This window comes from Acinetobacter sp. ANC 7912, assembly GCF_039862785.1.
GTDB classification, from domain to species: Bacteria; Pseudomonadota; Gammaproteobacteria; order Pseudomonadales; family Moraxellaceae; genus Acinetobacter; species Acinetobacter thermotolerans.
In genome coordinates this window covers 1,170,690-1,193,669 of the sequence record NZ_CP156795.1, presented here as the reverse complement: position 1 = coordinate 1,193,669, position 22,980 = coordinate 1,170,690, and the positions used below count along the sequence as shown (strand labels likewise).

19 protein-coding genes and 2 pseudogenes are annotated in these 22,980 nt (G+C 43.5%); 6 read left to right on the top strand and 15 right to left on the bottom strand.

The genetic code is table 11. The annotated features are described in order from the left end of the window. Positions 1–44 precede the first annotated feature (44 nt). Entirely contained in the window at positions 45–761 is a 717-nt protein-coding gene (gene trmB / locus ABEF84_RS05870) for a tRNA (guanosine(46)-N7)-methyltransferase TrmB (RefSeq protein ID WP_347453858.1), read from the top strand. A gap of 44 nt (positions 762–805) precedes the next feature. Here trmB and ABEF84_RS05865 read toward each other — a convergent pair. The 4 genes and pseudogenes from ABEF84_RS05865 to ABEF84_RS05850 form a co-directional block, all read right to left on the bottom strand. Next, positions 806–2,188, bottom strand: a pseudogene (locus tag ABEF84_RS05865) (coniferyl aldehyde dehydrogenase). A gap of 87 nt (positions 2,189–2,275) precedes the next feature. Then, positions 2,276–3,889, bottom strand: a complete 1,614-nt coding sequence (locus ABEF84_RS05860) for a choline dehydrogenase (protein WP_347453857.1) — start codon at positions 3,887–3,889, stop codon at positions 2,276–2,278. Between the two features lie 103 nt (positions 3,890–3,992). Further along, positions 3,993–4,772 carry a F420-dependent NADP oxidoreductase gene (locus tag ABEF84_RS05855; RefSeq protein WP_347453856.1) on the bottom strand — a complete coding sequence of 260 codons (780 nt, stop codon included), beginning with the start codon at positions 4,770–4,772 and terminating at the stop codon, positions 3,993–3,995. Between the two features lie 54 nt (positions 4,773–4,826). After that, complete coding sequence (locus ABEF84_RS05850) at positions 4,827–5,885, bottom strand: RNA-guided endonuclease TnpB family protein (protein ID WP_034586922.1); 1,059 nt, start codon at positions 5,883–5,885, stop codon at positions 4,827–4,829. Between the two features lie 20 nt (positions 5,886–5,905). Between ABEF84_RS05850 and tnpA (ABEF84_RS05845) the strand changes: the two genes are divergently transcribed. Next, positions 5,906–6,319, top strand: coding sequence for an IS200/IS605 family transposase (tnpA, locus tag ABEF84_RS05845; RefSeq protein WP_075167884.1), 414 nt, complete (start codon positions 5,906–5,908; stop codon positions 6,317–6,319). Between the two features lie 111 nt (positions 6,320–6,430). Further along, positions 6,431–6,619 (top strand): annotated as a pseudogene (locus ABEF84_RS15615) (transposase); the annotation flags it as partial. Here the strand turns inward: ABEF84_RS15615 and ABEF84_RS05840 are convergent. Beyond that, positions 6,614–7,576 carry an IS30-like element IS18 family transposase gene (locus ABEF84_RS05840; protein WP_347473797.1) on the bottom strand — a complete coding sequence of 321 codons (963 nt, stop codon included), beginning with the start codon at positions 7,574–7,576 and terminating at the stop codon, positions 6,614–6,616. The pseudogene ABEF84_RS15615 and the gene ABEF84_RS05840 overlap by 6 nt on opposite strands. 75 nt (positions 7,577–7,651) lie before the next feature. Here ABEF84_RS05840 and ABEF84_RS05835 point away from each other — a divergent pair, with 75 nt between their 5' ends. Beyond that, positions 7,652–8,812 carry a transposase gene (locus ABEF84_RS05835; protein WP_347473796.1) on the top strand — a complete coding sequence of 387 codons (1,161 nt, stop codon included), beginning with the start codon at positions 7,652–7,654 and terminating at the stop codon, positions 8,810–8,812. A gap of 14 nt (positions 8,813–8,826) precedes the next feature. On the opposite strand, the gene ABEF84_RS05830 is transcribed toward ABEF84_RS05835, so the two are convergent. From ABEF84_RS05830 to tnpA (ABEF84_RS05800), 7 genes are all read right to left on the bottom strand, one after another. Further along, positions 8,827–9,633 (bottom strand): hypothetical protein, encoded by an 807-nt coding sequence (locus tag ABEF84_RS05830; protein WP_347456801.1) that lies wholly within the window; start codon positions 9,631–9,633, stop codon positions 8,827–8,829. A 233-nt stretch (positions 9,634–9,866) separates the two neighbouring features. After that, positions 9,867–10,523 (bottom strand): hypothetical protein, encoded by a 657-nt coding sequence (locus tag ABEF84_RS05825; protein WP_347453851.1) that lies wholly within the window; start codon positions 10,521–10,523, stop codon positions 9,867–9,869. Positions 10,524–10,692: 169 nt separating this feature from the next. Beyond that, positions 10,693–11,925 (bottom strand): dihydroorotase, encoded by a 1,233-nt coding sequence (locus tag ABEF84_RS05820; protein WP_347453852.1) that lies wholly within the window; start codon positions 11,923–11,925, stop codon positions 10,693–10,695. A gap of 10 nt (positions 11,926–11,935) precedes the next feature. Beyond that, positions 11,936–12,952: an aspartate carbamoyltransferase catalytic subunit gene (locus tag ABEF84_RS05815; protein ID WP_347453853.1), complete on the bottom strand. Its 1,017-nt coding sequence runs from the start codon at positions 12,950–12,952 to the stop codon at positions 11,936–11,938. A gap of 219 nt (positions 12,953–13,171) precedes the next feature. Continuing rightward, complete coding sequence (locus ABEF84_RS05810) at positions 13,172–13,501, bottom strand: hypothetical protein (protein ID WP_347453854.1); 330 nt, start codon at positions 13,499–13,501, stop codon at positions 13,172–13,174. Between the two features lie 151 nt (positions 13,502–13,652). Continuing rightward, positions 13,653–13,973: a hypothetical protein gene (locus tag ABEF84_RS05805; protein WP_347453855.1), complete on the bottom strand. Its 321-nt coding sequence runs from the start codon at positions 13,971–13,973 to the stop codon at positions 13,653–13,655. Between the two features lie 242 nt (positions 13,974–14,215). Beyond that, the gene (gene tnpA / locus ABEF84_RS05800) at positions 14,216–14,629 is read right to left on the bottom strand and encodes an IS200/IS605 family transposase (protein ID WP_075167884.1); all 414 of its coding nucleotides are present in this window, start codon (positions 14,627–14,629) and stop codon (positions 14,216–14,218) included. Positions 14,630–14,649: 20 nt separating this feature from the next. Between tnpA (ABEF84_RS05800) and ABEF84_RS05795 the strand changes: the two genes are divergently transcribed. Next, positions 14,650–15,708 (top strand): RNA-guided endonuclease TnpB family protein, encoded by a 1,059-nt coding sequence (locus ABEF84_RS05795; RefSeq protein ID WP_034586922.1) that lies wholly within the window; start codon positions 14,650–14,652, stop codon positions 15,706–15,708. Between the two features lie 98 nt (positions 15,709–15,806). Further along, positions 15,807–18,011 carry a bifunctional 23S rRNA (guanine(2069)-N(7))-methyltransferase RlmK/23S rRNA (guanine(2445)-N(2))-methyltransferase RlmL gene (rlmKL, locus tag ABEF84_RS05790; RefSeq protein ID WP_347453849.1) on the top strand — a complete coding sequence of 735 codons (2,205 nt, stop codon included), beginning with the start codon at positions 15,807–15,809 and terminating at the stop codon, positions 18,009–18,011. A gap of 82 nt (positions 18,012–18,093) precedes the next feature. Here rlmKL and clpB read toward each other — a convergent pair whose 3' ends face one another. From clpB to crp, 3 genes are all read right to left on the bottom strand, one after another. Further along, positions 18,094–20,673, bottom strand: a complete 2,580-nt coding sequence (gene clpB / locus ABEF84_RS05785; RefSeq protein ID WP_347453848.1) for an ATP-dependent chaperone ClpB — start codon at positions 20,671–20,673, stop codon at positions 18,094–18,096. Between the two features lie 352 nt (positions 20,674–21,025). Beyond that, positions 21,026–22,075 (bottom strand): NADP(H)-dependent aldo-keto reductase, encoded by a 1,050-nt coding sequence (locus tag ABEF84_RS05780; protein ID WP_347453847.1) that lies wholly within the window; start codon positions 22,073–22,075, stop codon positions 21,026–21,028. A 194-nt stretch (positions 22,076–22,269) separates the two neighbouring features. Beyond that, positions 22,270–22,977 carry a cAMP-activated global transcriptional regulator CRP gene (gene crp / locus ABEF84_RS05775; protein WP_347453846.1) on the bottom strand — a complete coding sequence of 236 codons (708 nt, stop codon included), beginning with the start codon at positions 22,975–22,977 and terminating at the stop codon, positions 22,270–22,272. Positions 22,978–22,980 lie beyond the last annotated feature (3 nt).

Genomic DNA, 22,980 nt, shown 5'->3' with positions numbered 1-22,980 from the left:
GACTTAAAATACCGCATTCGAAATTTTTAAGATTTGCCAAAGTTATGTCGAACGATCAATTAGACCAGCAAGTCGTGGAGCTGGACAATCTAAGCGAGCACCGTGAAATTGTGACGTTTATGCGCCGCTCAGCACCGCTGAACACCTCTCAACGTACTGCGCTAGAACAATATGGTCACTTAATTTTGGAATATCCGGTGGGTGATTTACGCCAGCATTTTGAACATCCTGAACGACCACTAACTGTAGAAATCGGTTTTGGTATGGGCCGTTCATTAGTATTGATGGCGAAAGCTAATCCTGAACGTAACTTTGTCGGTATTGAAGTACACGTACCGGGCATCGCACAATGCGTATATGAAGCAGGTAATGAAGGTCTGACGAATCTGCGCGTACTGGATGCCGATGCAATTCAGGTGTTACGTGAAATGCCAGACAACAGCATTAATACGGTACAGCTATACTTCCCTGACCCATGGCAGAAGAAACGTCACTTCAAACGTCGTTTTGTGGTGCCTGAGCGTATGGCGCTGGTTGAACAAAAACTTGAGCTTGGTGGTACTTTCCACTCTGCAACAGACTGGGAACCGTATGCGGAATGGATGCTAGACGTCCTAGATAATCGTCCTCGTTTGGAAAATCTGGCGGGTAAAGGCAATAGCTATCCTCGTCCTGAATGGCGTCCGATCACTAAATTTGAACGTCGCGGGATTGAAGCGGGTCACAAGATTAATGACTTTATCTTTAAGAAAATCTCTTAATTCAAGACTGAAAAAAAGCGCTGACAGGTTCAGCGCTTTTTTTATTATCGAAGAAAAAGACGATAAATTAGTTTGAGAATCGAACTGCCATACGGCGGATAGATCAGTTTCATTAAACTGAATTTTGGTCGGCTGAACACCGACTTGGCATGACTAAAGGTCTTAAAGCCTTCATGGCCATGATAATGCCCCATGCCGGATGGGCCAATTCCACCAAACGGCATATCTTCCATACCTGCAGTCATCAAGGTTTTATTTAGGCAGACCCCACCGCTATGTGTCGCATGCAGAACTTTCTGCTGTTCAGCTTTGTCATAGCCAAAATAATACAGTGCCAGTGGTCGGTCATGCTGGTTGATATATTCAATGGCTTCATCAATCTGTTCATATCCAATGACTGGCAACAACGGTCCAAAGATTTCATTCTGCATAATCAGCATATCTTCATGCACATTAGTCAAGGCCAGATGTGGCAAACGGCGCCCATCTACACCCTGTTCAATCTGATGCAGCTGTGCACCTTTGGCTTTCGCATCCTCAATATAGTCTTGCAAGCGGGCAAACTGCCGGTCATTGATGATGGTCGTATAATCCGGATTACTCAGGATGCTGTTTGGATAAAACTGTCGAATCGCGTTGAAATAGGCTTCGATAAAGGCTGGGATTTGTGAATGATGAACAAATGCATAATCTGGTGCCACACAAGTCTGGCCGGCATTCATGGTCTTGCCAAACGCCAGACGGCGTGCACTTTCCTGCAAATCGGCATCTTTTGCGACAATGACCGGTGACTTGCCACCCAATTCCAGTGTCACTGGGGTTAAATTGTCTGCAGCTGCATGCAGTACATGCCTTGCGATGGATGTCGCACCGGTAAATAGCAAATGATCAAATGGTAAGGTGGTAAATTGCTGCGCAACTTGGGCATCGCCTGTTACCACTGCAATCTGATCCGCAGGAAAATATCGTGCAATAAGCTGTTGAAACAGGCTAGAAAATTCCGGGGTATATTCACTCATTTTCAGCATGACCCGGTTACCCGCTGCCAATGCCTATCCCAAAGGACCAATCGCCAGAAACAGTGGATAATTCCACGGCACCACAATACCCACAACGCCTACCGGTTGATACATTACATAACCGGTCGCAGGCTGAAACAGAATGCCGACCTGACGTTTACTCGGCTTCATCCATTTTCTTAGATGCTTTAAGCTGTGTTTCAGCCCATTCAAGCTGGTCAGCACTTCAAACAGCTTGGTTTCATCAAGACTGCGGTTGGAAAAATCCTGGCTGATCGCTGCTGCCATTTCATCCTGATGCTCTACCACCATGCGATAAAGCGTTTTTAGTTGCTGGCAACGCTGTTCATAGCTTAGATATGCTGCTTGCAAGCAGGTCTGACGCTGCTGCTGAAAAATATCCTGCATGTATTTGGCACTATCCAGATTCGCCCCTTGTTCCCATGATGTCATATGCTGTCCCTATTAATTCTGTAAAATGAAATTCTCATATTGTTAAGCCACTTTTGGAGCGTGTTGTCTTGCCCTGATCAGATCCACGGCTTTTTCGGCAATCATGATGGTTGGTGCATTAGTATTGCCATTCACGACCGATGGCATGACCGAAGCATCAATGACCCGAAGATTCTGAATACCATAGACACAAAGTTCAGGATCAACGACAGACATCTCATCAACACCCATCTTGCAACTGCCGACCGGGTGATACACCGTATCCACCCGATTACGCAGAATTTCCCGGATGTCATCATCTGTTTTCACATTCGCAGTAAATAAATCCTGCGTATATAGATTGGACAGTGATGGTGACAGCATCAATTTCTGGGTCAATTTAAAACCTTGAACCAAATCCTCCAAATCACGTTCATCATCTAGAAAATTCGGATCAATCAGTAACGGATCATGAATATTTGGTCCGCTCAGCTTAATCGAACCACGGCTGCGTGGATTTAACAGACAAACATGACAGGAAATGCCGTGACTGCGATGAAATTTACGCGCATGGTCATCTACCAGTGCCACGACGAAATGCAGTTGCAGGTTTGGAATTTTCAGCTCAGGTGAGCTTTTGATAAAACCGCCACATTCTGCAAAATTGGAGGCAATCATGCCACGGCGTTCACTGCGATAACGTGTAATCTGCTTCCACATATCCAGTGAACCCGACATGGAAATACCAAAGGTTCCAGCAAATTCCTTGAGGGTATAACCAAAAATAAAATCAGGATGATCATGAAAATTTTTTCCGACTCCCGACAAGTGATGCTTAACTTCGATACCATGCTGCTGCAGTTCGTCTGCATCGCCAATGCCCGATAACATCAAGATATGGGGAGATTGAATCGCTCCGGCCGAGAGCAAGACTTCCTTCCGCGCACAAAGTGTTTTTAGTTGACCCGCATGCTGTACCTGAACACCCACTGCTACTTTTTGCTCGATGAGAATTTTATGGGTGGTGGCTTTGGTCCAGACGGTTAAATTTGACCGATTCAAATGTGGAAACAGATAAGCTCGCGCTGCGCTACAACGTTCACCATTGTCATGCGTGACCTGATAAATGCCCAAGCCTTCCTGCTCAGCGCCATTAAAATCATCCAGTACTGGATAGCCCTGTTCACGGGCAGCCTGCAAATAACGTTCATGGAAAATGCTGTCCGTTTGCACATCCGATACATGCAAAGGGCCAGCATTGCCATGATATTCATTTTGAATGCGATGATTGTTCTCGGAGCGGATGAAATATGGCAATACTTCCTCATAAGACCAACCAGTACAGCCTTGTGCGGCCCAGCCATCATAATCAGCACGGTTGCCACGAATATAAATCATGGCATTGATCGCGGAGGAACCACCTAAGCATTTACCCCGTGGCTGATAGCCTTTGCGCCCATTCAGGCCTTTTTGCGGAACGGTTTCAAATGCCCAGTTATTGATTTTGGTCGGCAAACTCATGACACAGGCGGCGGGAATGTTCACCGTCCAGGCATTACCATGACCACCTGCTTCTAAAAGACAGACCGAAATATTGGGATCTTCACTTAAACGACTGGCCAGTACGCATCCCGCGCTTCCGCCACCAATAATGATGTAATCAAATTCCTGTTGCATTGTTATTGTTCCATTTTCATTATTATCTTCTCAACTTAAGATATTTTCTGAAAATAGACAATCAATTATTCAGAATTCAAGTAGCTATGACGTTTTCTCAGGTCTAGGAAGGTTGATGACGTTGCAATATCTGTTGACTGAGTATGGCATAGACCTCTGCTAAATCTGGTCGCTGTGATTGTTGCAACATCTGCTGATGTATATTCAGAATATTCTGATCGCCACGCATCGCAGGCCCGGTCTGCATCTGACAGGGATCATTCTGTGTGGCTTTATTGGCCGTTTCCAGAATGAGTGGATAAAGCAGACTAAAATCCACCTGCTCTGCATCGACCACCTGCTTAGCCATGTCATAACAGTAATTGCTAAAGTTACAGGCAAACACTGCAGCCAGATGCAGACTTAAGCGCTGGCTGGAACTGTAATTATAGACACGATTGCTTAGGCTATTTGCAAGATCTAATAATAAGATTTGATCCTGCTCATTTGTCGCTTCAATAAACAGTGGTGTGGTCTGCCAGTCGATATCGCGTTCCAGACTAAAGGTTTGCAACGGATAAAACACGCCTGCACGTGTATGGGCTTTTTTGAGGACATCCAGATGGGTACTGCCAGAAGTATGCACGATCAGACTGTATGGTAGATACGGATGAATCTGCCCAATCACAGAAGCAATGGACTGGTCACTCACCGCAATGATTACCAGATCAACATTGGCTGTGAGTTCTTCAGACTGAGTAATAGCCTGAGCCTGAAACTGTTTTGCCAGTTGCTGTGCTTTATCCATGGTTCGGCTATAAATCTGCACAATCTCATGTTGTGCGGATAATACCTGCGCCAGATGATAGGCTACTCGCCCTGCCCCAATAAGACTAATCCGCATCTGTTTCTATTCCTGATGAGTTGTGCACAGCATGCCATTGACATCCTCTCCGACCTAAAGGACGGAGATTCCTCCTGCGAGACGCCCATGTCCGAGCGCAAGAATATTCAGTGCTGAGTTTATATCTCTATCGTGGAATGTACCGCACTCCACACACTGCCATTCTCTTATTCCAAGTCCTGCTCTACCTTTCAGACTACTGGAGCGTGAGCCGCAGCACGAGCAAGTTTGGGTGGTATAGGCTTCATTGACTTCTTCATACCATACCCCTGCGTTCTCGCATTTATACTTGAGCATGGTTCTTAAGGTCGTCCAACCTGCATCGAGTACAGACTTAGCTAATTTTGTCTGTGCCAATGCTTTGGCATTCACATTACCAACGAAGATGGCTGCATGTTCATTCACCAGTTTATGACTGAATTGATGCAGCATATTTTGACGTAGATTTTTGATCTTGGCATGAATCGCTTTGACACGTTTTTTATTTCTTGCTCTTTGAGCAATACCAAGTTTTTGTTCATATTGACGATAGATTTTAGGCGCTTTGAACTTTACACCATCTGAGCAAGTCGCAAGGTCTTTGAGTCCTAGATCAATGCCAATTGAGGTTTTAGCGGTGGTTTTCTCTGTTTTAATTGAATCAACCACAAGACATACATACCAACGCCCTCGGCTATCCTCGACAAACGAGCCTGTTTTAACATTGTATTTACTTAGTCCGTAACTGTCCCATAGCTTGAATTGATGCTTGCCGTATTGGACATACCCATCGGCATATTTCACCGCCACTTTTTTAAATGGAATCCAACCGAGAGAACGTCTAGCATTTTTTTTGTTACTGACACGCCATTTTAGCTTGGCTTTTTTAAATTGCTTTCTTCGAGTAACTAATTCTTCCGCAACTGCCTGTATGGTTTGGCTGTGCAAATTGCACTCTTTTGATGTACCTTTCGTGTATTTAGCAATATCGTAAGCTGAAAAGAATTGTTGTTTTCTTTGCAAGTGTTTAAAACACAAATCATTGACATAGTTCCAGACAAAATTAACTTCAGATGCCAATTGGTCTAGCACCTTGCAATGTTTGTCTTTTATACGTAATTTAAGTGTCTTCATCACTAAAATATATTTGGTCTATGGATAATAGTCAAGAGATTAGAACAGGTCGTCACTGTGTTTTTAATATGCACGTTCATTTAGTCTTTGTGGCTAAATATCGTAGAGATGTTTTTACCAAAGCTATGCTCGAAACTATGAATGAAGTATTCAAGCGCATTTGCTTAGACTTTGAAGCTAAGTTGGTAGAATTTGATGGTGAGCATGATCATGTTCATTTACTTGTGAACTATCCACCAAAAGTAGCTATTTCTAGCTTGGTTAACAGCCTAAAAGGTGCATCTAGTCGTATTTTAAGAACTAAACACCCTGAAATTAAAAACAAATTATGGGGGAATGCTTTGTGGTCGCCTAGTTATTTCGCTGCATCGTGTGGAGGTGCTCCCATTGGGATTATTAAACAATATATCCAACAACAGCAAACACCGCATTAGCAATCCTAGCTAATCCCCACAAGGGGGACTAGCGGATTGCAGCCTTATATCCCCGCCCTGAAGGGCATAGGTATCTACACAATTTCCATGTTTTGCGTTAAATTGAAGAGCATGCTCTTCAATTTTAACATCTCTCGCTTAGATCAGCGCCTTGTCAAACGTTACAACAACCTCGTTCAACTCAATATGAATCCTCTTGCTTCACTTGCTCCTGCAATCAAAGATATTGCCTCTGCTCAAAAAAATAGTTTCGCAACGACGCAAGCTGTATGGCGGTTTTTAAATAAGGCGGATTCAAGCGGCAAGTGCAACAGTATAAAAACCAGCCATAACTTCACTCGGTGTATACCAACCTAGCGTTTTTCTAGGACGATGGTTGAGTGCAAATTCTATCTGCTCTATTTGTTCGTTTGACACGTCATCAAACGATGATGATTTTGGCAGATATTGACGGATTAAACCATTCGTATTTTCATTTCTAGCTCGCTGAATAGACTTGTAAGGATCAGCAAAATACGTCTCTATCCCGGCATCAGTAATTCTTTTGTGTTCGGAAAATTCTTTACCATTATCAAATGTCACACTATAAGCATGGCTCATTCGTAAACGATCTAACGCACAAGTAATCGTTTGAGAGGATGCTCTCGTTGATCCTAAATGAACAATATGTACATACAGGCTCTTTCGATCAACAAGGGTTAATAAAGCACCTTTATGATGTTTACCAATCACCGTGTCACCTTCGAAATCTCCTAAACGTTGTCGTTGATCAATGACCTGGTCTCGACAGTGAATACTTGTTTTATCAATGATTTGCCCCCTACGATCCGTGTTTTTGTAACCTCGTTTTCGATATTTCTTCTGATGCCTTAAGTGTAGATGGAGTTTACCGCCTTTTGATTTATCTTGATAAATGTACTGGTAAATCCACTCATGTGAAGGTACATCCAGCCAACCGCGTTGTGTTAAAGCACCTGAAATTTGTTCTGGTGACCAGTCCAAGCCAATCAAGTAATCAATATAAGCGAAGGCAAATGCTGTCATGAGTGATGAAGGACGGTACCGTCTTTGACTTGCAAATTTCGCTGCCTGTTGAGCTCTATATCCACGTTGCCCAGTATTTCTTTTTAATTCACGGTAGATGGTTGATCGTGAACGCCCTAACTCCCGAGCAAGGTTAGCGATTGAGCTTTTACTTTTCAAAGTAGCATAAATTTCGTATCTTTCATCTTGAGAAAGTTGGGTGTATTTCTTCATTGTGTGCTTTCCAATTGCGAGTTGAAAAAGTCTAATGATTCTATGAATACACCTAACTTTTTCAACTAACTACAAATGTGTCGCACTTGGGATTTGAATCTGCGTAATGATAAAATCTCATTTAAACAATTAAATGAACCTATTCAAAAACTTGCTTGTGATCAGATTAAGACATCGCTGCATCGTTATGCTTTAGTTATTCATGATTGGTCACAAATCCAATATGTGACACATCGTAATAAAACCCAAAAACTCCAAAGGACACATCAGTACGACTCAGGCTATGAATTACAAACGAGCTTACTTGTTGATGCTGCTTCTGGACTACCTGTTGCTCCATTAGCTCAGACCCTTTCTAGTGCTTCAGGTTGCTATTCGACATTCAATGAGCAACAGACCGAACATAAAACCCATTTAGACTCCCTTTCTGAACAAATTCAAAAAGTTGAACAGTTTCCTCTTGATAAAACCTGCGTACATATTATTGATCGTGAAGGAGATTCCATTGCTCATCTCAGGGAATTAAGCAGTCATGGTTTTCAATGGCTTATTCGAGCAAAGGAAGGAAATCGGATTGAGCATCAGGGTGAAATATGTAAAGTTGGAGAAGTTGCTGAACGTATCGAAATACAGCAAGTGAAACCCATTTCTTATAAGGGTAATCAACATATGCTTTATGTTGGAGAAACCAATGTTCGGCTTACCCGTGCTGCAAAATCAAATAAAAAAGATTGTTTAGGTCAAAGAGTTGCTCCTCAGAAAGGTGCTGCAATTGAGGCTAGACTGATTATTGCGGTGGTTAAAGATATTAATGAAAAGACAGTTGCAAGATGGTCATTGATCAGTAATGTACCAACTGAGATTACCGCAGTAGAACTGACGACTTGGTATTACTGGCGTTGGTCAATCGAATGTTATTTCAAACTTCTCAAGCAAGCAGGCCATGATATTGAGTCATGGCTTCAGACTACGCCAGAAGCGATTTTAAGGCGTTTGCTAATCAGTTGTATGGCTTGTGTGTTGACGTGGAGAGTACAGCGTTGTACAGATGAACAAAATCAGAAAGTCCGTGCATTTTTGACTAGACTTCCAGGTAGACAACAGAAAAGAGGCAAGGTAGAGAGTGCGCCTGCCATATTGGCAGGACTCTCGATTTTACTAAATACTCTTCAACTGCTCTCAGAATATTCAATAGATGAACTGAATGAAATCGCAACTATTGCACTAGGTACCTAAAGATGTGTAGATACCTATGCCCTGAAGGGCGAGGTTTTACGGCTAAAGGGATAAATCTGCTTGATCTCGTTTTGCAGGATTTGCATATACTGCGGATCATTCAACTGTACCTGACAACTGGTGATCTGTCCCTCATTTCCCGTACTCAGCTTTAAAAATGCCGGCTGAGTCACAGCTGCCTTACTCTTCTGCATGTCACGGATATCGTCCGGATCATCATCACGGGTACAACCGCGGAAGAAGAACATGATGAGCACTGCAACAGCAATGAAAGCGATCACTGGCACAATGAAAGCATTACGTTTAGCTTTCTGAATAGGTGGTTCAGTTGGTTTTGGATCGATCCCCGGCACTGGCGTAGGATTATGATTTACCAGTGGTGAAGCACCCATAGAAAGCAGTAGTGGCGAAGCCCAAGTCGGCACAGCTTTCTGAATCGACTCGTTATTGGTTTCAATCACATAATTGACTGCATCGGGTGTGGATGCCTCAGCTTCTGTTTTTAAATATTCAATAGTGGGTTTAATGGAACGATTTAAGGTCTGTTCCAGTTGATCTTGTGGGACTCCATTCGACTGACTCGAAATATGCTCCAGCACTTGCTGTTTCAGTTCCGACTTTTCCGCAAACAGCTCGCTGACTTTAGGATTCAGCTGATTGGTCAAGCTGTCCACCCGATCTGGATTGGCACGCAGGATACTCAGCAAGATCGGATAAAATTGTCCCAGTGCCTGATCATTTTCAGCCATGTATTCCGTTTCACCTTGAAGCACGCGTGGAGTGACATTATTTTTTAATCGTTCAATCAGGTCTGTGTTCATAGAGCCACCATTCTTTTCTTTTGATTTTTTTAATTTTTCGTTAAGAATGAGTGTAACGAGCCCTCTTTTTAGAGGATGTAATTAATTGTATGGATATCATAAAGTTTCACGAGTTCTGTTGAACTCTGTTAATTCATACTGCACCAACTGTAGTGAGCTTTTAACAATCAAGCTGATTCGTGGAAATAATTTTACGCATGAATCACCTTCTTAAAATAATCATACTCGCAATCCTAATCAGACGGATGCTGTGAGTGATCATGACGAGATATTTGTCGTTCTAATTGTCGGTGATCAGTATAGACTTGCTGGGCAAAGCCCCAGATTCCAGCAAACAGCATCACAATAAAAGCAACAACCATTCCGAAACCAATCCCCTGAACTCTATTTTGCTGGTACTGTTTTCTTACTGACATAGTCTGCAGTCGAGTCCATCTAGGTACAGATTTGGCAGCCAGTGATTCCAGAATTGATGTTGTCCAGGTCGGCAATGCCTGATGGATCTTCTCTGCATGATGATCCAGCAAATGTACAATTCCCTCCACTTGGGTTGTTCCGGCTTCATGCTCAAGAAAACCCAAAGTGGGAATAATGGCTCGATTGAGTACCTGTTCAAATTCCGTTTCAGGAATCGGTCGGTTTAATTGTTGCTGCAACTTTTGCAGATATTGTTGTTGAAGCTGGTGATTACCGTGAAAGATTGCGTCAATGCTCGGGTCAAGCTGCTGGTTTAAATCAGCAATTAAAGATGGATGTACATGCAAGATACTCAATAAAAAAGGATAGAAGCGACAAAGTGCCTGATCCTTTTCTAGCAGATCATTAAGTTCATCTTTTAATATGTAAGGCGTAACAGCGACATTGAGTTTTTTGACAAGATCCATGCTCATGAGCTGCACCACTTTGTCATTACATTGGTCTTAGTCTCTAATAAGTCGCAGTGCAATATCTGTAAATTATTGTTGGCTTATCACATGCTATATTTATCTTTAAAGCTTTATTTTTACTATAAAAAAAACCGACTAAAGTCGGCTTTTTAAAATTTACTGTGATCTATGACTAATTGAATAATCGAAGGACTTTACCTTTCACAGTTTGATTGATCAATGGCGTATTTTTACCCTGTGATACAATGGTTTCTTTAGTTAAAGTCCATTCCAGCTCTGGATCAACCAGTACCCAGCCCGCTTCCTGAATCCAGCGGTCCTGCATTTTCGCTACAGTCGCAGGTGCAAGCGTCACTTTTTCCACCCATTCTAGCGGAGTAAACAGACCTTCATTTACCAGTTGCATACCGAAAGGTACAAAAGTATCAAAAGCGGTAAAGCCCGGTTGGGTTTCAGCAAACGGCGCCATTTTTGCAGAACTGCTGAGTGGTTCGTGATGGGTACAGATCGCGTCAATTACACCTGATTTCACGCCTTGACGTAAAAGTTCCTTATCATTTTCAGAACGCAGTGGCGGACGCACGTGAGCCAAGGAGTTAAAACCATCAATCAGTGCATCGGTTAAATGCAGTTGATGCATCGCCACGTCACAAGTGACTGGCAAACCTTTTTCTTTGGCAATACGGATCAGTTCAACTGAAGCACCACAAGACAACAGGCCGAAGTGAGCGCGTACTTTGGTTGCTTCAATCATCAGCAGGTATTTGGCAATTGCCACAGTTTCAGCCAGTGCCGGAATCATTGGCAGACCTTGGCGAGATGCAATAAAGCCTTCATGCGCACAGCCGTCTTTGGCGATTTGTGGTTCTTCCGCATAGAACACCACAGTCAGGTTCAGACCTGCTGCATATTCCAGCGTACGGATCACCACGTCATCATCGGCAAACGGCGCATTGGCATTGGAAACAGCTGTACAGCCGCCTTTTTTCAGACCGGCCATATTGGCAGGCTGATTGCCTTTTAGACCCTGAGTTTGTGCACCAATCACTTCCAGATAGATACCACCATCTAGCATTGCTTTTTCAACCAGACCGTGAATCAGGGCACCATTGTCTTGTACGATTGGTTTCGAATCTGGTGGGGTAAATACATGCAGAATACCGTTTTCACGCGCAGCCTTCCCTTCAGATTTCAGCGTACCATGCTGTTGCTGGCCTGGCTCACGCAAACGTGCACATAAGTCCACCATGGTTGGCATCAACCATTTGCCTTGACCATCAATGGTTTCAGACACATTAGCCGTTTCAGCAACGCGCTTACCATTTTCCAAATAAACCGTTTGTACACTGTCGGTTTTTTCGATTGGGTCCAGAACTCGAACATTCTCAATTTTTACAATAGACATGACTTATTCCTTATACCGCAATCGCTTCAATCAAACCTTTTTCCTGGAGCTGACCTTGCATCGCAAGGGCTAACACCGCCATACGCACTGCAATACCATTGGTCACCTGATGCAGGATCACCGACTGTGGGCCATCCGCAATGCTGGAATCGATTTCCACACCACGGTTCATTGGTCCTGGATGCATCACGATACAATCTGGTTTAGCCAGTGCCAGACGTTCCTTGTTTAAGCCGTACATTTTGTAGAATTCAGCTTGTGAAGACAGCGCCGGTGAATCAATACGTTCATTCTGGATACGCAAGGTAATGATCACGTCACAGTCTTTGATGCCATCTTCCATGTTATTAAACAGACGCACTTCTGGACCATAATCATCGAAACCATAAGGCAACAATGTATTCGGTGCAACTACACGAATGTCTTTACAGCCTAGGGTTTGCAACGCAGCCATATCGGAACGTGCCACACGTGAATGTTTGATATCACCAATGATGGCAATCGAGATATCTTTATAATCTTTTTTGGTCTCACGACGAATGGTCAGCATGTCTAGCATCGCCTGGGTGGGATGGGCATGACGGCCATCACCGGCATTAATGATTGCTACATGTGGACAAACATCTTTAGCAATAAAATGCGCTGCACCTGAAGATGAATGACGCACCACAAAAATGTCCGCTGCCATGGCTTCCAGGTTCCACAGCGTATCACGCAGGGTTTCACCTTTGGAGGTACTTGAACGGGCGATATCGATGTTCAGCACGTTGGCAGAAAGGCGTTTTGCAGCCGCCTCAAACGTGGTGCGGGTACGGGTAGAATTTTCGAAAAAGAGGTTCATCACCGTTCGCCCTTCGAGCAAATTATTGGTAATGAGCTGATTTTGGTCATTAAAAAAGGACGCCGCGGTGTCCAATATTTTTGTAAGAGTTTCTTTAGAAAGACCTTCGATAGTCAAGAAGTGTTTTAGATTGCCTTCTTTATTGAGTTGAATCTGGCTCGGTGTATGCAATGCAGCCAAGTGCATGAGAGATTCCTTATACGTTAAGTCAACGTATTATACAGAGAATCGCCATTCTTGGCACTTGGCAATTCGGCTACTTGTATAAAAACCGGCTCGATAATAAAAATTGATTTTGAAATTCCTATGTATTTTTTCAATAAGATAATTTAAACGAATTTTTAGAATGAATATTTTATGTTCTAAAATGGCACTCAAGTCTGGAGCTTGAATGCCATAACTGATCTAGCGTAGTGCGCCAATATAATGATGTGAGACTTGTGCCCGATAAATATCATCTTCAGTTGGTTCAACTTTCATTAATTCATCGTTATTTTTTAGCTGCAAACCCGCTTTTTGACTTATGTTCGAATCGGAAGAGAACTCGAATACGTCTTTAAATTTTTCAACCAGACGCAGTAATTCTGGATCACGTGTGGCTTCAGCTAATACGATCACATGTTCGGCATAATCACTATTTTCAGACAGATAAATGGCATCAATTACCCGGCCTGAAACTCGTCTCAAACGTGCATAAATTAAAGTCGCAATTGAAAAACTTTCTGTATTGACCATTCTTGATTCCCCAATCATTTAAAAATCGAGATTGCAGCCTCTCCCCAGCGACTGCAATCTCGTGATAATTACAGCAATATCCATACCAAAATTAAAAAGCCCATCTGCAATTAAGACAGGCTTTTTATAAAAACCACAATTCAGTTATAAATCAGAATAGGCTAAAACTTACATGGCCTTCATCATATTTGGCCGAACCGCCTTTTCTTGATACATCATCCTGAATATTCTCATAATTTCCTCTTTCCAGCTGCTCGTCATCCGGCAGATCCAGCAACTGACGCAAGCGCTCGACATGCGTTGCCAGCTCTGCATCCCGGGTTTCTAGTGCCAGCGTAATCACATGATGTGCATAGGAGCGATCCTGCATCAGATACATCACGTCAATTACTCGACTATTCACTTTTCTTAACCGTGCATACAACAATGTTGCAATGGAAAAAACATCATCACGACCGGATGTAATATTCACCCTATATCCCTCTGTAAAATAAAAGATTTAATCAACAAGTTCCTCTTGTTGATGCTGTGTAATTTTACATATCTCATGAATTTTCAATTTGCTTTTTATACCAAGATTAAGAGCTTTTTATAATTATTAGCTCTAACTGTGATGGACCAGATTTATCCCTTTAGCCGCAAAACCTCGCCCTTCAGGGCGGGGATATAAGGCTGCAATCCGCTAGTCCCCCTTGTGGGGATTAGCTAGGATTGCTAATGCGGTGTTTGCTGTTGTTGGATATATTGTTTAATAATCCCAATGGGAGCACCTCCACACGATGCAGCGAAATAACTAGGCGACCACAAAGCATTCCCCCATAATTTGTTTTTAATTTCAGGGTGTTTAGTTCTTAAAATACGACTAGATGCACCTTTTAGGCTGTTAACCAAGCTAGAAATAGCTACTTTTGGTGGATAGTTCACAAGTAAATGAACATGATCATGCTCACCATCAAATTCTACCAACTTAGCTTCAAAGTCTAAGCAAATGCGCTTGAATACTTCATTCATAGTTTCGAGCATAGCTTTGGTAAAAACATCTCTACGATATTTAGCCACAAAGACTAAATGAACGTGCATATTAAAAACACAGTGACGACCTGTTCTAATCTCTTGACTATTATCCATAGACCAAATATATTTTAGTGATGAAGACACTTAAATTACGCATAAAAGACAAACATTGCAAGGTGCTAGACCAATTGGCATCTGAAGTTAATTTTGTCTGGAACTATGTCAATGATTTGTGTTTTAAACACTTGCAAAGAAAACAACAATTCTTTTCAGCTTACGATATTGCTAAATACACGAAAGGTACATCAAAAGAGTGCAATTTGCACAGCCAAACCATACAGGCAGTTGCGGAAGAATTAGTTACTCGAAGAAAGCAATTTAAAAAAGCCAAGCTAAAATGGCGTGTCAGTAACAAAAAAAATGCTAGACGTTCTCTCGGTTGGATTCCATTTAAAAAAGTGGCGGTGAAATATGCCGATGGGTATGTCCAATACGGCAAGCATCAATTCAAGCTATGGGACAGTTACGGACTAAGTAAATACAATGTTAAAACAGGCTCGTTTGTCGAGGATAGCCGAGGGCGTTGGTATGTATGTCTTGTGGTTGATTCAATTAAAACAGAGAAAACCACCGCTAAAACCTCAATTGGCATTGATCTAGGACTCAAAGACCTTGCGACTTGCTCAGATGGTGTAAAGTTCAAAGCGCCTAAAATCTATCGTCAATATGAACAAAAACTTGGTATTGCTCAAAGAGCAAGAAATAAAAAACGTGTCAAAGCGATTCATGCCAAGATCAAAAATCTACGTCAAAATATGCTGCATCAATTCAGTCATAAACTGGTGAATGAACATGCAGCCATCTTCGTTGGTAATGTGAATGCCAAAGCATTGGCACAGACAAAATTAGCTAAGTCTGTACTCGATGCAGGTTGGACGACCTTAAGAACCATGCTCAAGTATAAATGCGAGAACGCAGGGGTATGGTATGAAGAAGTCAATGAAGCCTATACCACCCAAACTTGCTCGTGCTGCGGCTCACGCTCCAGTAGTCTGAAAGGTAGAGCAGGACTTGGAATAAGAGAATGGCAGTGTGTGGAGTGCGGTACATTCCACGATAGAGATATAAACTCAGCACTGAATATTCTTGCGCTCGGACATGGGCGTCTCGCAGGAGGAATCTCCGTCCTTTAGGTCGGAGAGGATGTCAAAAAAAATTCCACAGCTTTAATAGCCAAAATACGGTAAACTTGGCGCAGTTTTTATTTATTCTTTTCCGGTCTCTCTATTTTATGAATACCTCTTCACGTTTAAGCAATTATTGGGTCACCTGTGCCGATGGTCTGGAAACCTTATTAGAAGAAGAAATCAAAGGTTTAGGTGTTCAGAATATTGAACGTTTCCCGGGTCGTCTGACCTTCAAAGGTACGCTAGAAAACGCTTACCGCATCTGCATGTGGTCTCGTCTGGCCTCTCGTGTACTGATGCCGATCCACACCCATGAAATTGAATTCTCCCATGATGCACGTGATGTCGCTGAAGAGCTTTATGAAGGTGCAATCAGCTTCGACTGGTCACTTATTTTTGCACCACAAAGTACCTTTGCCATCCGTCTGCATGTCGAACGTGAAATCAAGGTCAATACCCAGTTTGCAACTTTGCGTGCCAAAGACGGTGTGGTGGATTCCTTTATGGAAGCTGCCGGTAAACGTCCAAGTATCGACACTAAATCGCCTGAAATCACCATGTACATTCTAGCGGGTAAAAAAGCCCATACTTACTGCCTAGACCTGTCCGGTGATTCGTTGCATAAACGTGGTTATCGTCGTTTTATGACTGAAGCGCCGATCAAAGAAAACCTTGCCGCAGCAATCCTGCAAAAAGGTGGCTTAAAAGACTGGAATCCAGACATTGTGGTTGATCCAATGTGTGGTTCAGGAACATTTATTATTGAATCCCTAATGATCCTGACTGACCGTGCACCAGGTATGGTACGTCGTTTCGGCTTTAATGGCTGGAGCGGTCATGACCATGACTTGTGGATGAGTATCAAAGCCGAAGCTGTTGAGCGTCATAAAGCCGCTCTGGAGAATCCGTTACCAAAATTCTATGCTTTCGATGCTGATTGGGAAGCAGTTAAAGCCACCAAGCAAAACATTATTGCTGCCGGTTTTGAATCACTACTTGATCATATCGTGATTGAAGAACGCACTCTGTCGGATTGGCCAGACTTCCAGGCCGAAGGCAAAAAAGTGTTCTTCGTTACTAACCCACCATACGGTGAGCGACTGGGTGACAAAGCCTCTAACCGCGCCTTGTACCTGGGTCTGTCTAACCTGCTGCAAAAGAATTTCCCGAATCAGAAAGCGGCAGTCATTGCAGCACAGGTGGAACAGGCGGACGTCCTTGCCTTCAATGATCCGCAATTACTGCGTCTAATGAACGGTAAGCTGCCGATCTATATCCGTTTTGGCACAGTCAAACCTGCAGCAGTGACTCAGCCTTTCCTGGCCAACTGGCAGCCACAGCAATTCGAGCCAATCGAAGGTGCAATGGAATTTGCCAATCGTCTAACCAAAAATATGCAAGCGCTGCGCAAATGGGCAGTCAAGGAAAATGTATTCTGTTTGCGTCTGTACGATGCGGATCTGCCAGACTTTAATGTCGCGATTGACCTGTATGGGGATCGTTTGCATGTACAAGAATATGCACCACCAAAAAAAATTGATCCTGAAAAAGCCAAGAAACGTTTTAACCTGGCATTGCAAGCCATTCGTGCTGTGACTGGTCTGGGTCGTGATGCAATCTTTATCAAGACCCGTGCCCGTCAGGAAGGTAAAAACCAGTACACCAAACAAAGTACAGCATCTAAACGCTTTATCGTACAGGAAGGTCAAGCCAAGATTCTAGTCAACCTGACCGACTATCTGGATACCGGTCTGTTCCTAGATCACCGTCAAATGCGTCTGCGCATTTTCCGTGAAGCCAAAGGTAAGCACTTTCTAAACCTGTACAGCTATACCTCTACTGCGAGCTTACATGCAGCACTGGGCGGTGCGGCAAGTACCACCAGCGTAGATTTGTCCAATACTTACCTGAACTGGTCAAAAGAAAACTTCGTTCTGAATGGCTTGACTGTCGATCATGCCGATCAGCAGCATCAGTTCTTCGCGTCAGATTGTTTCGAATGGCTGAAAGAAAGTCATGAGCAATATGACCTGATCTTTATCGATCCGCCAACATTCTCCAACTCGAAGAAATTCTACGGGACTTTTGACGTACAACGTGACCACGTCTCCCTGATTAAGCGTGCCATGAACCGCTTAACTACCGATGGTACCTTATACTTCTCCAATAACTACCGTGGTTTCGAGATGGATGAAATGATTGAAGGTCTCTATGACGTACAAGAAATCACCCATGAAACCATTGGTCCAGACTTCAAACGTAACCAGAAAATCCACCGTGCATGGAAAATTACCCATCCAAAGGTGTAATTAAAGCAGACGGCTTTTATTAGAAATTTCAGACAATAAAAAACCCAGCCTAGGCTGGGTTTTTTATTTATTCAATCATAGATTAATTAAGTTTCATTTTATCGAACACCAGATGATCCCCTTCACCGCTGACGACAATTGTATCACCAGGGTTGAATTTGCCTTCAAGAATGCTCTGCGCCAGACCATTTTCAATACGTTGCTGAATCGCACGTTTTAATGGACGAGCACCGTACAATGGATCGAAGCCCACATCGATCAACTGATCGAAGGCACTGTCTTCAACATTCAAACGCAAGTCACGTTCAGCCAGACGTTGGCGCAGACGGTTCAACTGGATATCGGCAATGCCACGGATTTGGTCTTTTTCCAGCGAATGGAATACCACAATCTCGTCGATACGGTTAATGAACTCAGGACGGAAATGTTCCGATACCGCATTCATCACTACGCTACGCACTTCATCTTTGGTCGCGCCACTACCCAATTCACGTACATCGCTTGAACCCAAGTTAGAAGTCATCACGATGACAGCATTCTTGAAGTCCACCACACGACCTTGAGAGTCGGTCAGACGACCATCATCCAACACTTGTAGCAAGATGTTAAATACATCGGGATGGGCTTTTTCTACCTCATCAAACAGAATCACACTATAAGGTTTGCGACGTACCGCTTCAGTCAGCACACCACCTTCTTCATAGCCCACATATCCTGGAGGTGCACCAACCAAACGACTGACAGAGTGTTTCTCCATGAATTCCGACATGTCGATCCGCACCATTGCATCGTCACTATCGAACAGGAAGTTTGCCAGTGCTTTGGTCAACTCGGTTTTACCCACACCGGTAGGCCCAAGGAACAGGAAGGAACCACTTGGGCGATTTGGATCAGACAAGCCAGCACGTGAACGACGTACCGCATTGGATACCGCCACCACAGCTTCATCCTGACCCACCACACGGCTATGCAGGAATTCTTCCATATGCAGCAGTTTTTCACGTTCACCTTGCATCATTTTCGATACAGGAATACCTGTAGCTGCACTGACGACTTCAGCAATCTCATTGTCGGTGACTTTATCACGCAGCAGTTTTGGCGCTGCATTATCTTCAGCCGCTTCAATACGTTCCAGCTGTTTTTGCAGTTCTGGAATCACACCATATTGGTAACGTGCCGCTTCTGCCAGATCACCTTCACGCTGCGCTTTTTCCAGGGCAATACGCGCCTGATCCAGTTTCACCTGAATGTCTTTGTTGCCCGCAACCAGTGCCTTGTCTGCACGCCAGATTTCTTCCAGTTCACTGTACTCTTTCTCAACTGAAGCAATCTGTTCTTCCAGATGTTTCACTTCGCCTTGCGCGCCAGAGTCCTCGTCTTTTTTCACAGCTTCAAGCTGCATTTTTAGCTGAATCAGACGGCGTTCCAGTTTATCCAACGCTTCCGGTTTAGAATCCAGCTCCATTTTGATACGCGATGCTGCTTCATCAATCAGGTCAATGGCTTTATCCGGCAATTGACGATCGGTGATGTAACGGTGCGACATTTTCGCTGCTGCGATAATTGCAGAGTCGAGAATCTGTACTCCATGGTGAGTGGCATAGCGGTCTTTCAAGCCACGCAGGATCGCAATGGTATCTTCCACGCTTGGCTCATCTACCAGTACTTTCTGGAAACGACGCTCTAAAGCAGCATCTTTCTCGATGTATTGACGGTATTCATCCAGTGTAGTTGCACCTACACAGCGCAGCTCACCACGTGCCAGCGCTGGTTTCAGCATATTACCCGCATCCATTGCGCCATCACCTTTACCTGCACCCACCAGTGTATGCAGCTCATCGATGAACAGAATAATTTCGCCTTCATGTTTGGCCAGATCTTTTAGAACAGCTTTTAGTCGTTCCTCAAATTCACCACGGTATTTGGCACCAGCCAGCAATGAACCCAGATCCAGAGACAAGACACGTTTGCCTTTCAGGCCTTCTGGTACTTCGCCATTAACAATACGTTGTGCCAAACCTTCGACAATCGCTGTTTTACCGACACCTGGTTCACCGATCAGTACGGGGTTATTTTTGGTACGGCGTGACAGAACCTGAATGGTACGGCGAATTTCGTCATCACGACCAATCACAGGATCCAGCTTGCCCTGTAACGCGCGTTCGGTCAGGTCAATCGTATATTTATTCAGGGAATCACGCTGGTCTTCATGACTGTTGCTCATGACTTTCTCATCGCCTCGAATTTGATTAATGACTTGTTTTAGGGCATCTGCCTTCACGCCCACACTATTTAAAATATTTTTGGTCGTACCTGTTTCAGCCAGCGCCAGTAACACCCAGTCAGTCGACAAAAACTCATCCCCAGCTTTCTGGGCAAAGCTGTCTGCCAGATGCAAAGCTTTGGCCGCTTCAGGACTCAGGTTAATATCACCGGTGTTATGACTTAAGGTCGGGGCATCTTTCAGGGCTTGTTGCAGCTTGCTCTGCAAGTCACGCAGATTGGCTCCAGCCTGTTGCAGCATGCTGACATTCGCGTTTTCATCCAGCAGGGTTGCCAGAATATGGATACCGTCTATAGAAGCATGGTCCTTGGACATAGCCAGGGATTGCGCATCAGAAAGCGTTTGCTGCAGGCGATTTGTAAATTTCTCAAAGCGCATTCTTGTTATTCCTCACAACAAATTTTCAACTTAATTCATATATGGGAGCAGGCGCACAAATTTCAAATAAAATTTTATATAATTTTCAAAAACTTAATAAAATAACCACTTAGTCTTTAATATTAATATTGGTCTTCTAGGAAAATATTTCAAGTGAGCAAAAGTAGAATTTTTATGCGGAGGATGAACTATTAATATCTTATTCAATTTACCTTGCTATTTTGCTGCTGGGCATAAAATAACTCACCTATTTCATGTCTCCTAGATCCCTGTAATTCATCATCAAATTTAATTTCTCATAAAATTAAAAACACCCTCACTTGGAGGGTGTTTGAAAATGGCAATAAAAGAATTATGGTGCCGGATTTGGCTGCTGACGGTGAATTGCTTCAATGCCTTGCAAGACTTCTTCAGACAGATCTACGTCAAAGGCCTGGATATTTTCTTTCAGCTGGTCCAGATTAGTTGCACCAATAATGGTACTGGTCACAAAGAACTGTTGCTTGATGAAAGCGAGTGCCAGTTGGGTGAGTGTCAGGCCATGCTTTTCCGCCAGCTGAGCATATTGCTCCACTGCCCATTCACTTTCCGGATTGCTATAACGGCTAAAGCGAGAGAATAAGGTAACACGTGCATTGGCAGGACGCGCGCCATGGCGGAATTTACCAGTCAGATAACCAAAGGCTAGCGGAGAATACGCCAATAGACCCACCCCTTCATATTTGGCAATTTCCGACATGCCAATTTCATAAGTGCGGTTCAACAGGCTATATGGGTTTTGTACGCTGACAAATTTGGACAAACCAAGCTTCTCTGCCAGATGCAGGAATTTCATCGTACCCCATGGCGTTTCATTGGACAGGCCGATATAACGAATACGACCTTTTTTAATTTCATCATGTAAGGCAGTCAGGGTTTCTTCCAGATCTGTCACAGCACGATCTTCTGCCGCTTCCGTATTGCCATAACCGAGCTTACCGAAGAAGTTAGTTGGACGTTGTGGCCAGTGTAGTTGGTACAGGTCAATATAATCGGTTTGCAGGCGTGACAGCGAGTTATCAATCGCAGTAGAAATTTCCGAAGCTACAAAGCGAGTTTGACCGTCACGGATATGGCTACCACCTTGCGATGGACCAGCAATTTTAGATGCTAAAAACAACTTGTCACGCCCACCACGTGAAGCAATCCAGTTACCAATAATTCGTTCTGTCGCACCTTGGGTTTCCGGTTTTGGCGGTACGGGATACATCTCTGCGGTATCCCAGAAATACAGTCCCTGATCCAGTGCATAGTCCAGCTGTTCAAAAGCTTCATCTTGAGTATTTTGCTCACCAAAGGTCATGGTGCCCAGACAAATTTCTGGAAGTAAAATGCCGGTATCTGCAAGTGGTTTAAATTGCATGAAGAATCCCTGTCTGTTCTAAGTCAGCTGATATAAATGATGTGTATAGAAATAAAGTGTGCTTAGAGTATAGAAGGAAAGTCTCAGGCTGAAATCATCTTTTCTGAGAAGTTTGTTCTTATTTGTGATGATGAATTTTCAGCAGGTATCAAAAAAGCAAACCCGAAGGTTTGCTTTTTTCTTGAGTCAAAGAATTATTCTTCTTCAAACTCTTCCTCAGCAGGTGCTTCATTCTGTTCCAGTGAAGCATCAAAAATCAGAATAGCTTTACCGTCGGTCTCGATCATGCCCTGTTCTTCTAAAGTTTTCAGAACACGACCCACCATTTCACGGGAACAGCCCACGATACGACCGATTTCCTGACGGGTAATCCGGATCTGACGACCATTTGGCAGAATCATCGCTTCAGGCTGAGCAGACAAATCAATCAGACAACGCGCAATACGACCAGATACGTCGATAAACGCAAGATCGGTCACTTTACGGGTAGTGTTTTTCAGACGGCGAACCAGCTGGGCAAATACCGCATAACTTAAGTCTGGATATTGCTTGCTCAGTTCATGAAAGTTTTCGTAGCTAATTTCGGCAATTTCACAAACGTCACGTGTACGCACTTCTGCAGTACGCTGTGGATTTGCCTCGAATAAGCCCATTTCCCCAAAGAAGTCACCCGCGTTCAAATACGCTACGACAATTTCACGGTCATCATCTTCACGAAGAATGATCGATACAGACCCCTTCAGAATCAAATATAAAGATTTGGATTCTGTTCCTGCATCAACGATCGTTGTACGTTTTGGGTAACGATTAATATATGCACGTTTTAATAATGCTTTCACCGATTCTGGCAGTTGGCCCGGAGACAGCGCATCTGTGCTTAATTGTGAAAAGTTTGAAGTCATGCT

Bases quoted from the DNA above. Each gene is read 5' to 3' on its own strand.
- trmB (WP_347453858.1), top strand. From the start codon at position 45: ATGTCGAACGATCAATTAGACCAGCAAGTCGTGGAGCTGGACAATCTA.
- ABEF84_RS05860 (WP_347453857.1), bottom strand. From the start codon at position 3,889: ATGCAACAGGAATTTGATTACATCATTATTGGTGGCGGAAGCGCGGGA.
- ABEF84_RS05855 (WP_347453856.1), bottom strand. From the start codon at position 4,772: ATGCGGATTAGTCTTATTGGGGCAGGGCGAGTAGCCTATCATCTGGCG.
- ABEF84_RS05850 (WP_034586922.1), bottom strand. From the start codon at position 5,885: ATGAAGACACTTAAATTACGTATAAAAGACAAACATTGCAAGGTGCTA.
- tnpA (WP_075167884.1), top strand. From the start codon at position 5,906: ATGGATAATAGTCAAGAGATTAGAACAGGTCGTCACTGTGTTTTTAAT.
- ABEF84_RS05840 (WP_347473797.1), bottom strand. From the start codon at position 7,576: ATGAAGAAATACACCCAACTTTCTCAAGATGAAAGATACGAAATTTAT.
- ABEF84_RS05835 (WP_347473796.1), top strand. From the start codon at position 7,652: ATGTGTCGCACTTGGGATTTGAATCTGCGTAATGATAAAATCTCATTT.
- ABEF84_RS05830 (WP_347456801.1), bottom strand. From the start codon at position 9,633: ATGAACACAGACCTGATTGAACGATTAAAAAATAATGTCACTCCACGC.
- ABEF84_RS05825 (WP_347453851.1), bottom strand. From the start codon at position 10,523: ATGAGCATGGATCTTGTCAAAAAACTCAATGTCGCTGTTACGCCTTAC.
- ABEF84_RS05820 (WP_347453852.1), bottom strand. From the start codon at position 11,925: ATGTCTATTGTAAAAATTGAGAATGTTCGAGTTCTGGACCCAATCGAA.
- ABEF84_RS05815 (WP_347453853.1), bottom strand. From the start codon at position 12,952: ATGCACTTGGCTGCATTGCATACACCGAGCCAGATTCAACTCAATAAA.
- ABEF84_RS05810 (WP_347453854.1), bottom strand. From the start codon at position 13,501: ATGGTCAATACAGAAAGTTTTTCAATTGCGACTTTAATTTATGCACGT.
- tnpA (WP_075167884.1), bottom strand. From the start codon at position 14,629: ATGGATAATAGTCAAGAGATTAGAACAGGTCGTCACTGTGTTTTTAAT.
- ABEF84_RS05795 (WP_034586922.1), top strand. From the start codon at position 14,650: ATGAAGACACTTAAATTACGCATAAAAGACAAACATTGCAAGGTGCTA.
- rlmKL (WP_347453849.1), top strand. From the start codon at position 15,807: ATGAATACCTCTTCACGTTTAAGCAATTATTGGGTCACCTGTGCCGAT.
- clpB (WP_347453848.1), bottom strand. From the start codon at position 20,673: ATGCGCTTTGAGAAATTTACAAATCGCCTGCAGCAAACGCTTTCTGAT.
- ABEF84_RS05780 (WP_347453847.1), bottom strand. From the start codon at position 22,075: ATGCAATTTAAACCACTTGCAGATACCGGCATTTTACTTCCAGAAATT.
- crp (WP_347453846.1), bottom strand. From the start codon at position 22,977: ATGACTTCAAACTTTTCACAATTAAGCACAGATGCGCTGTCTCCGGGC.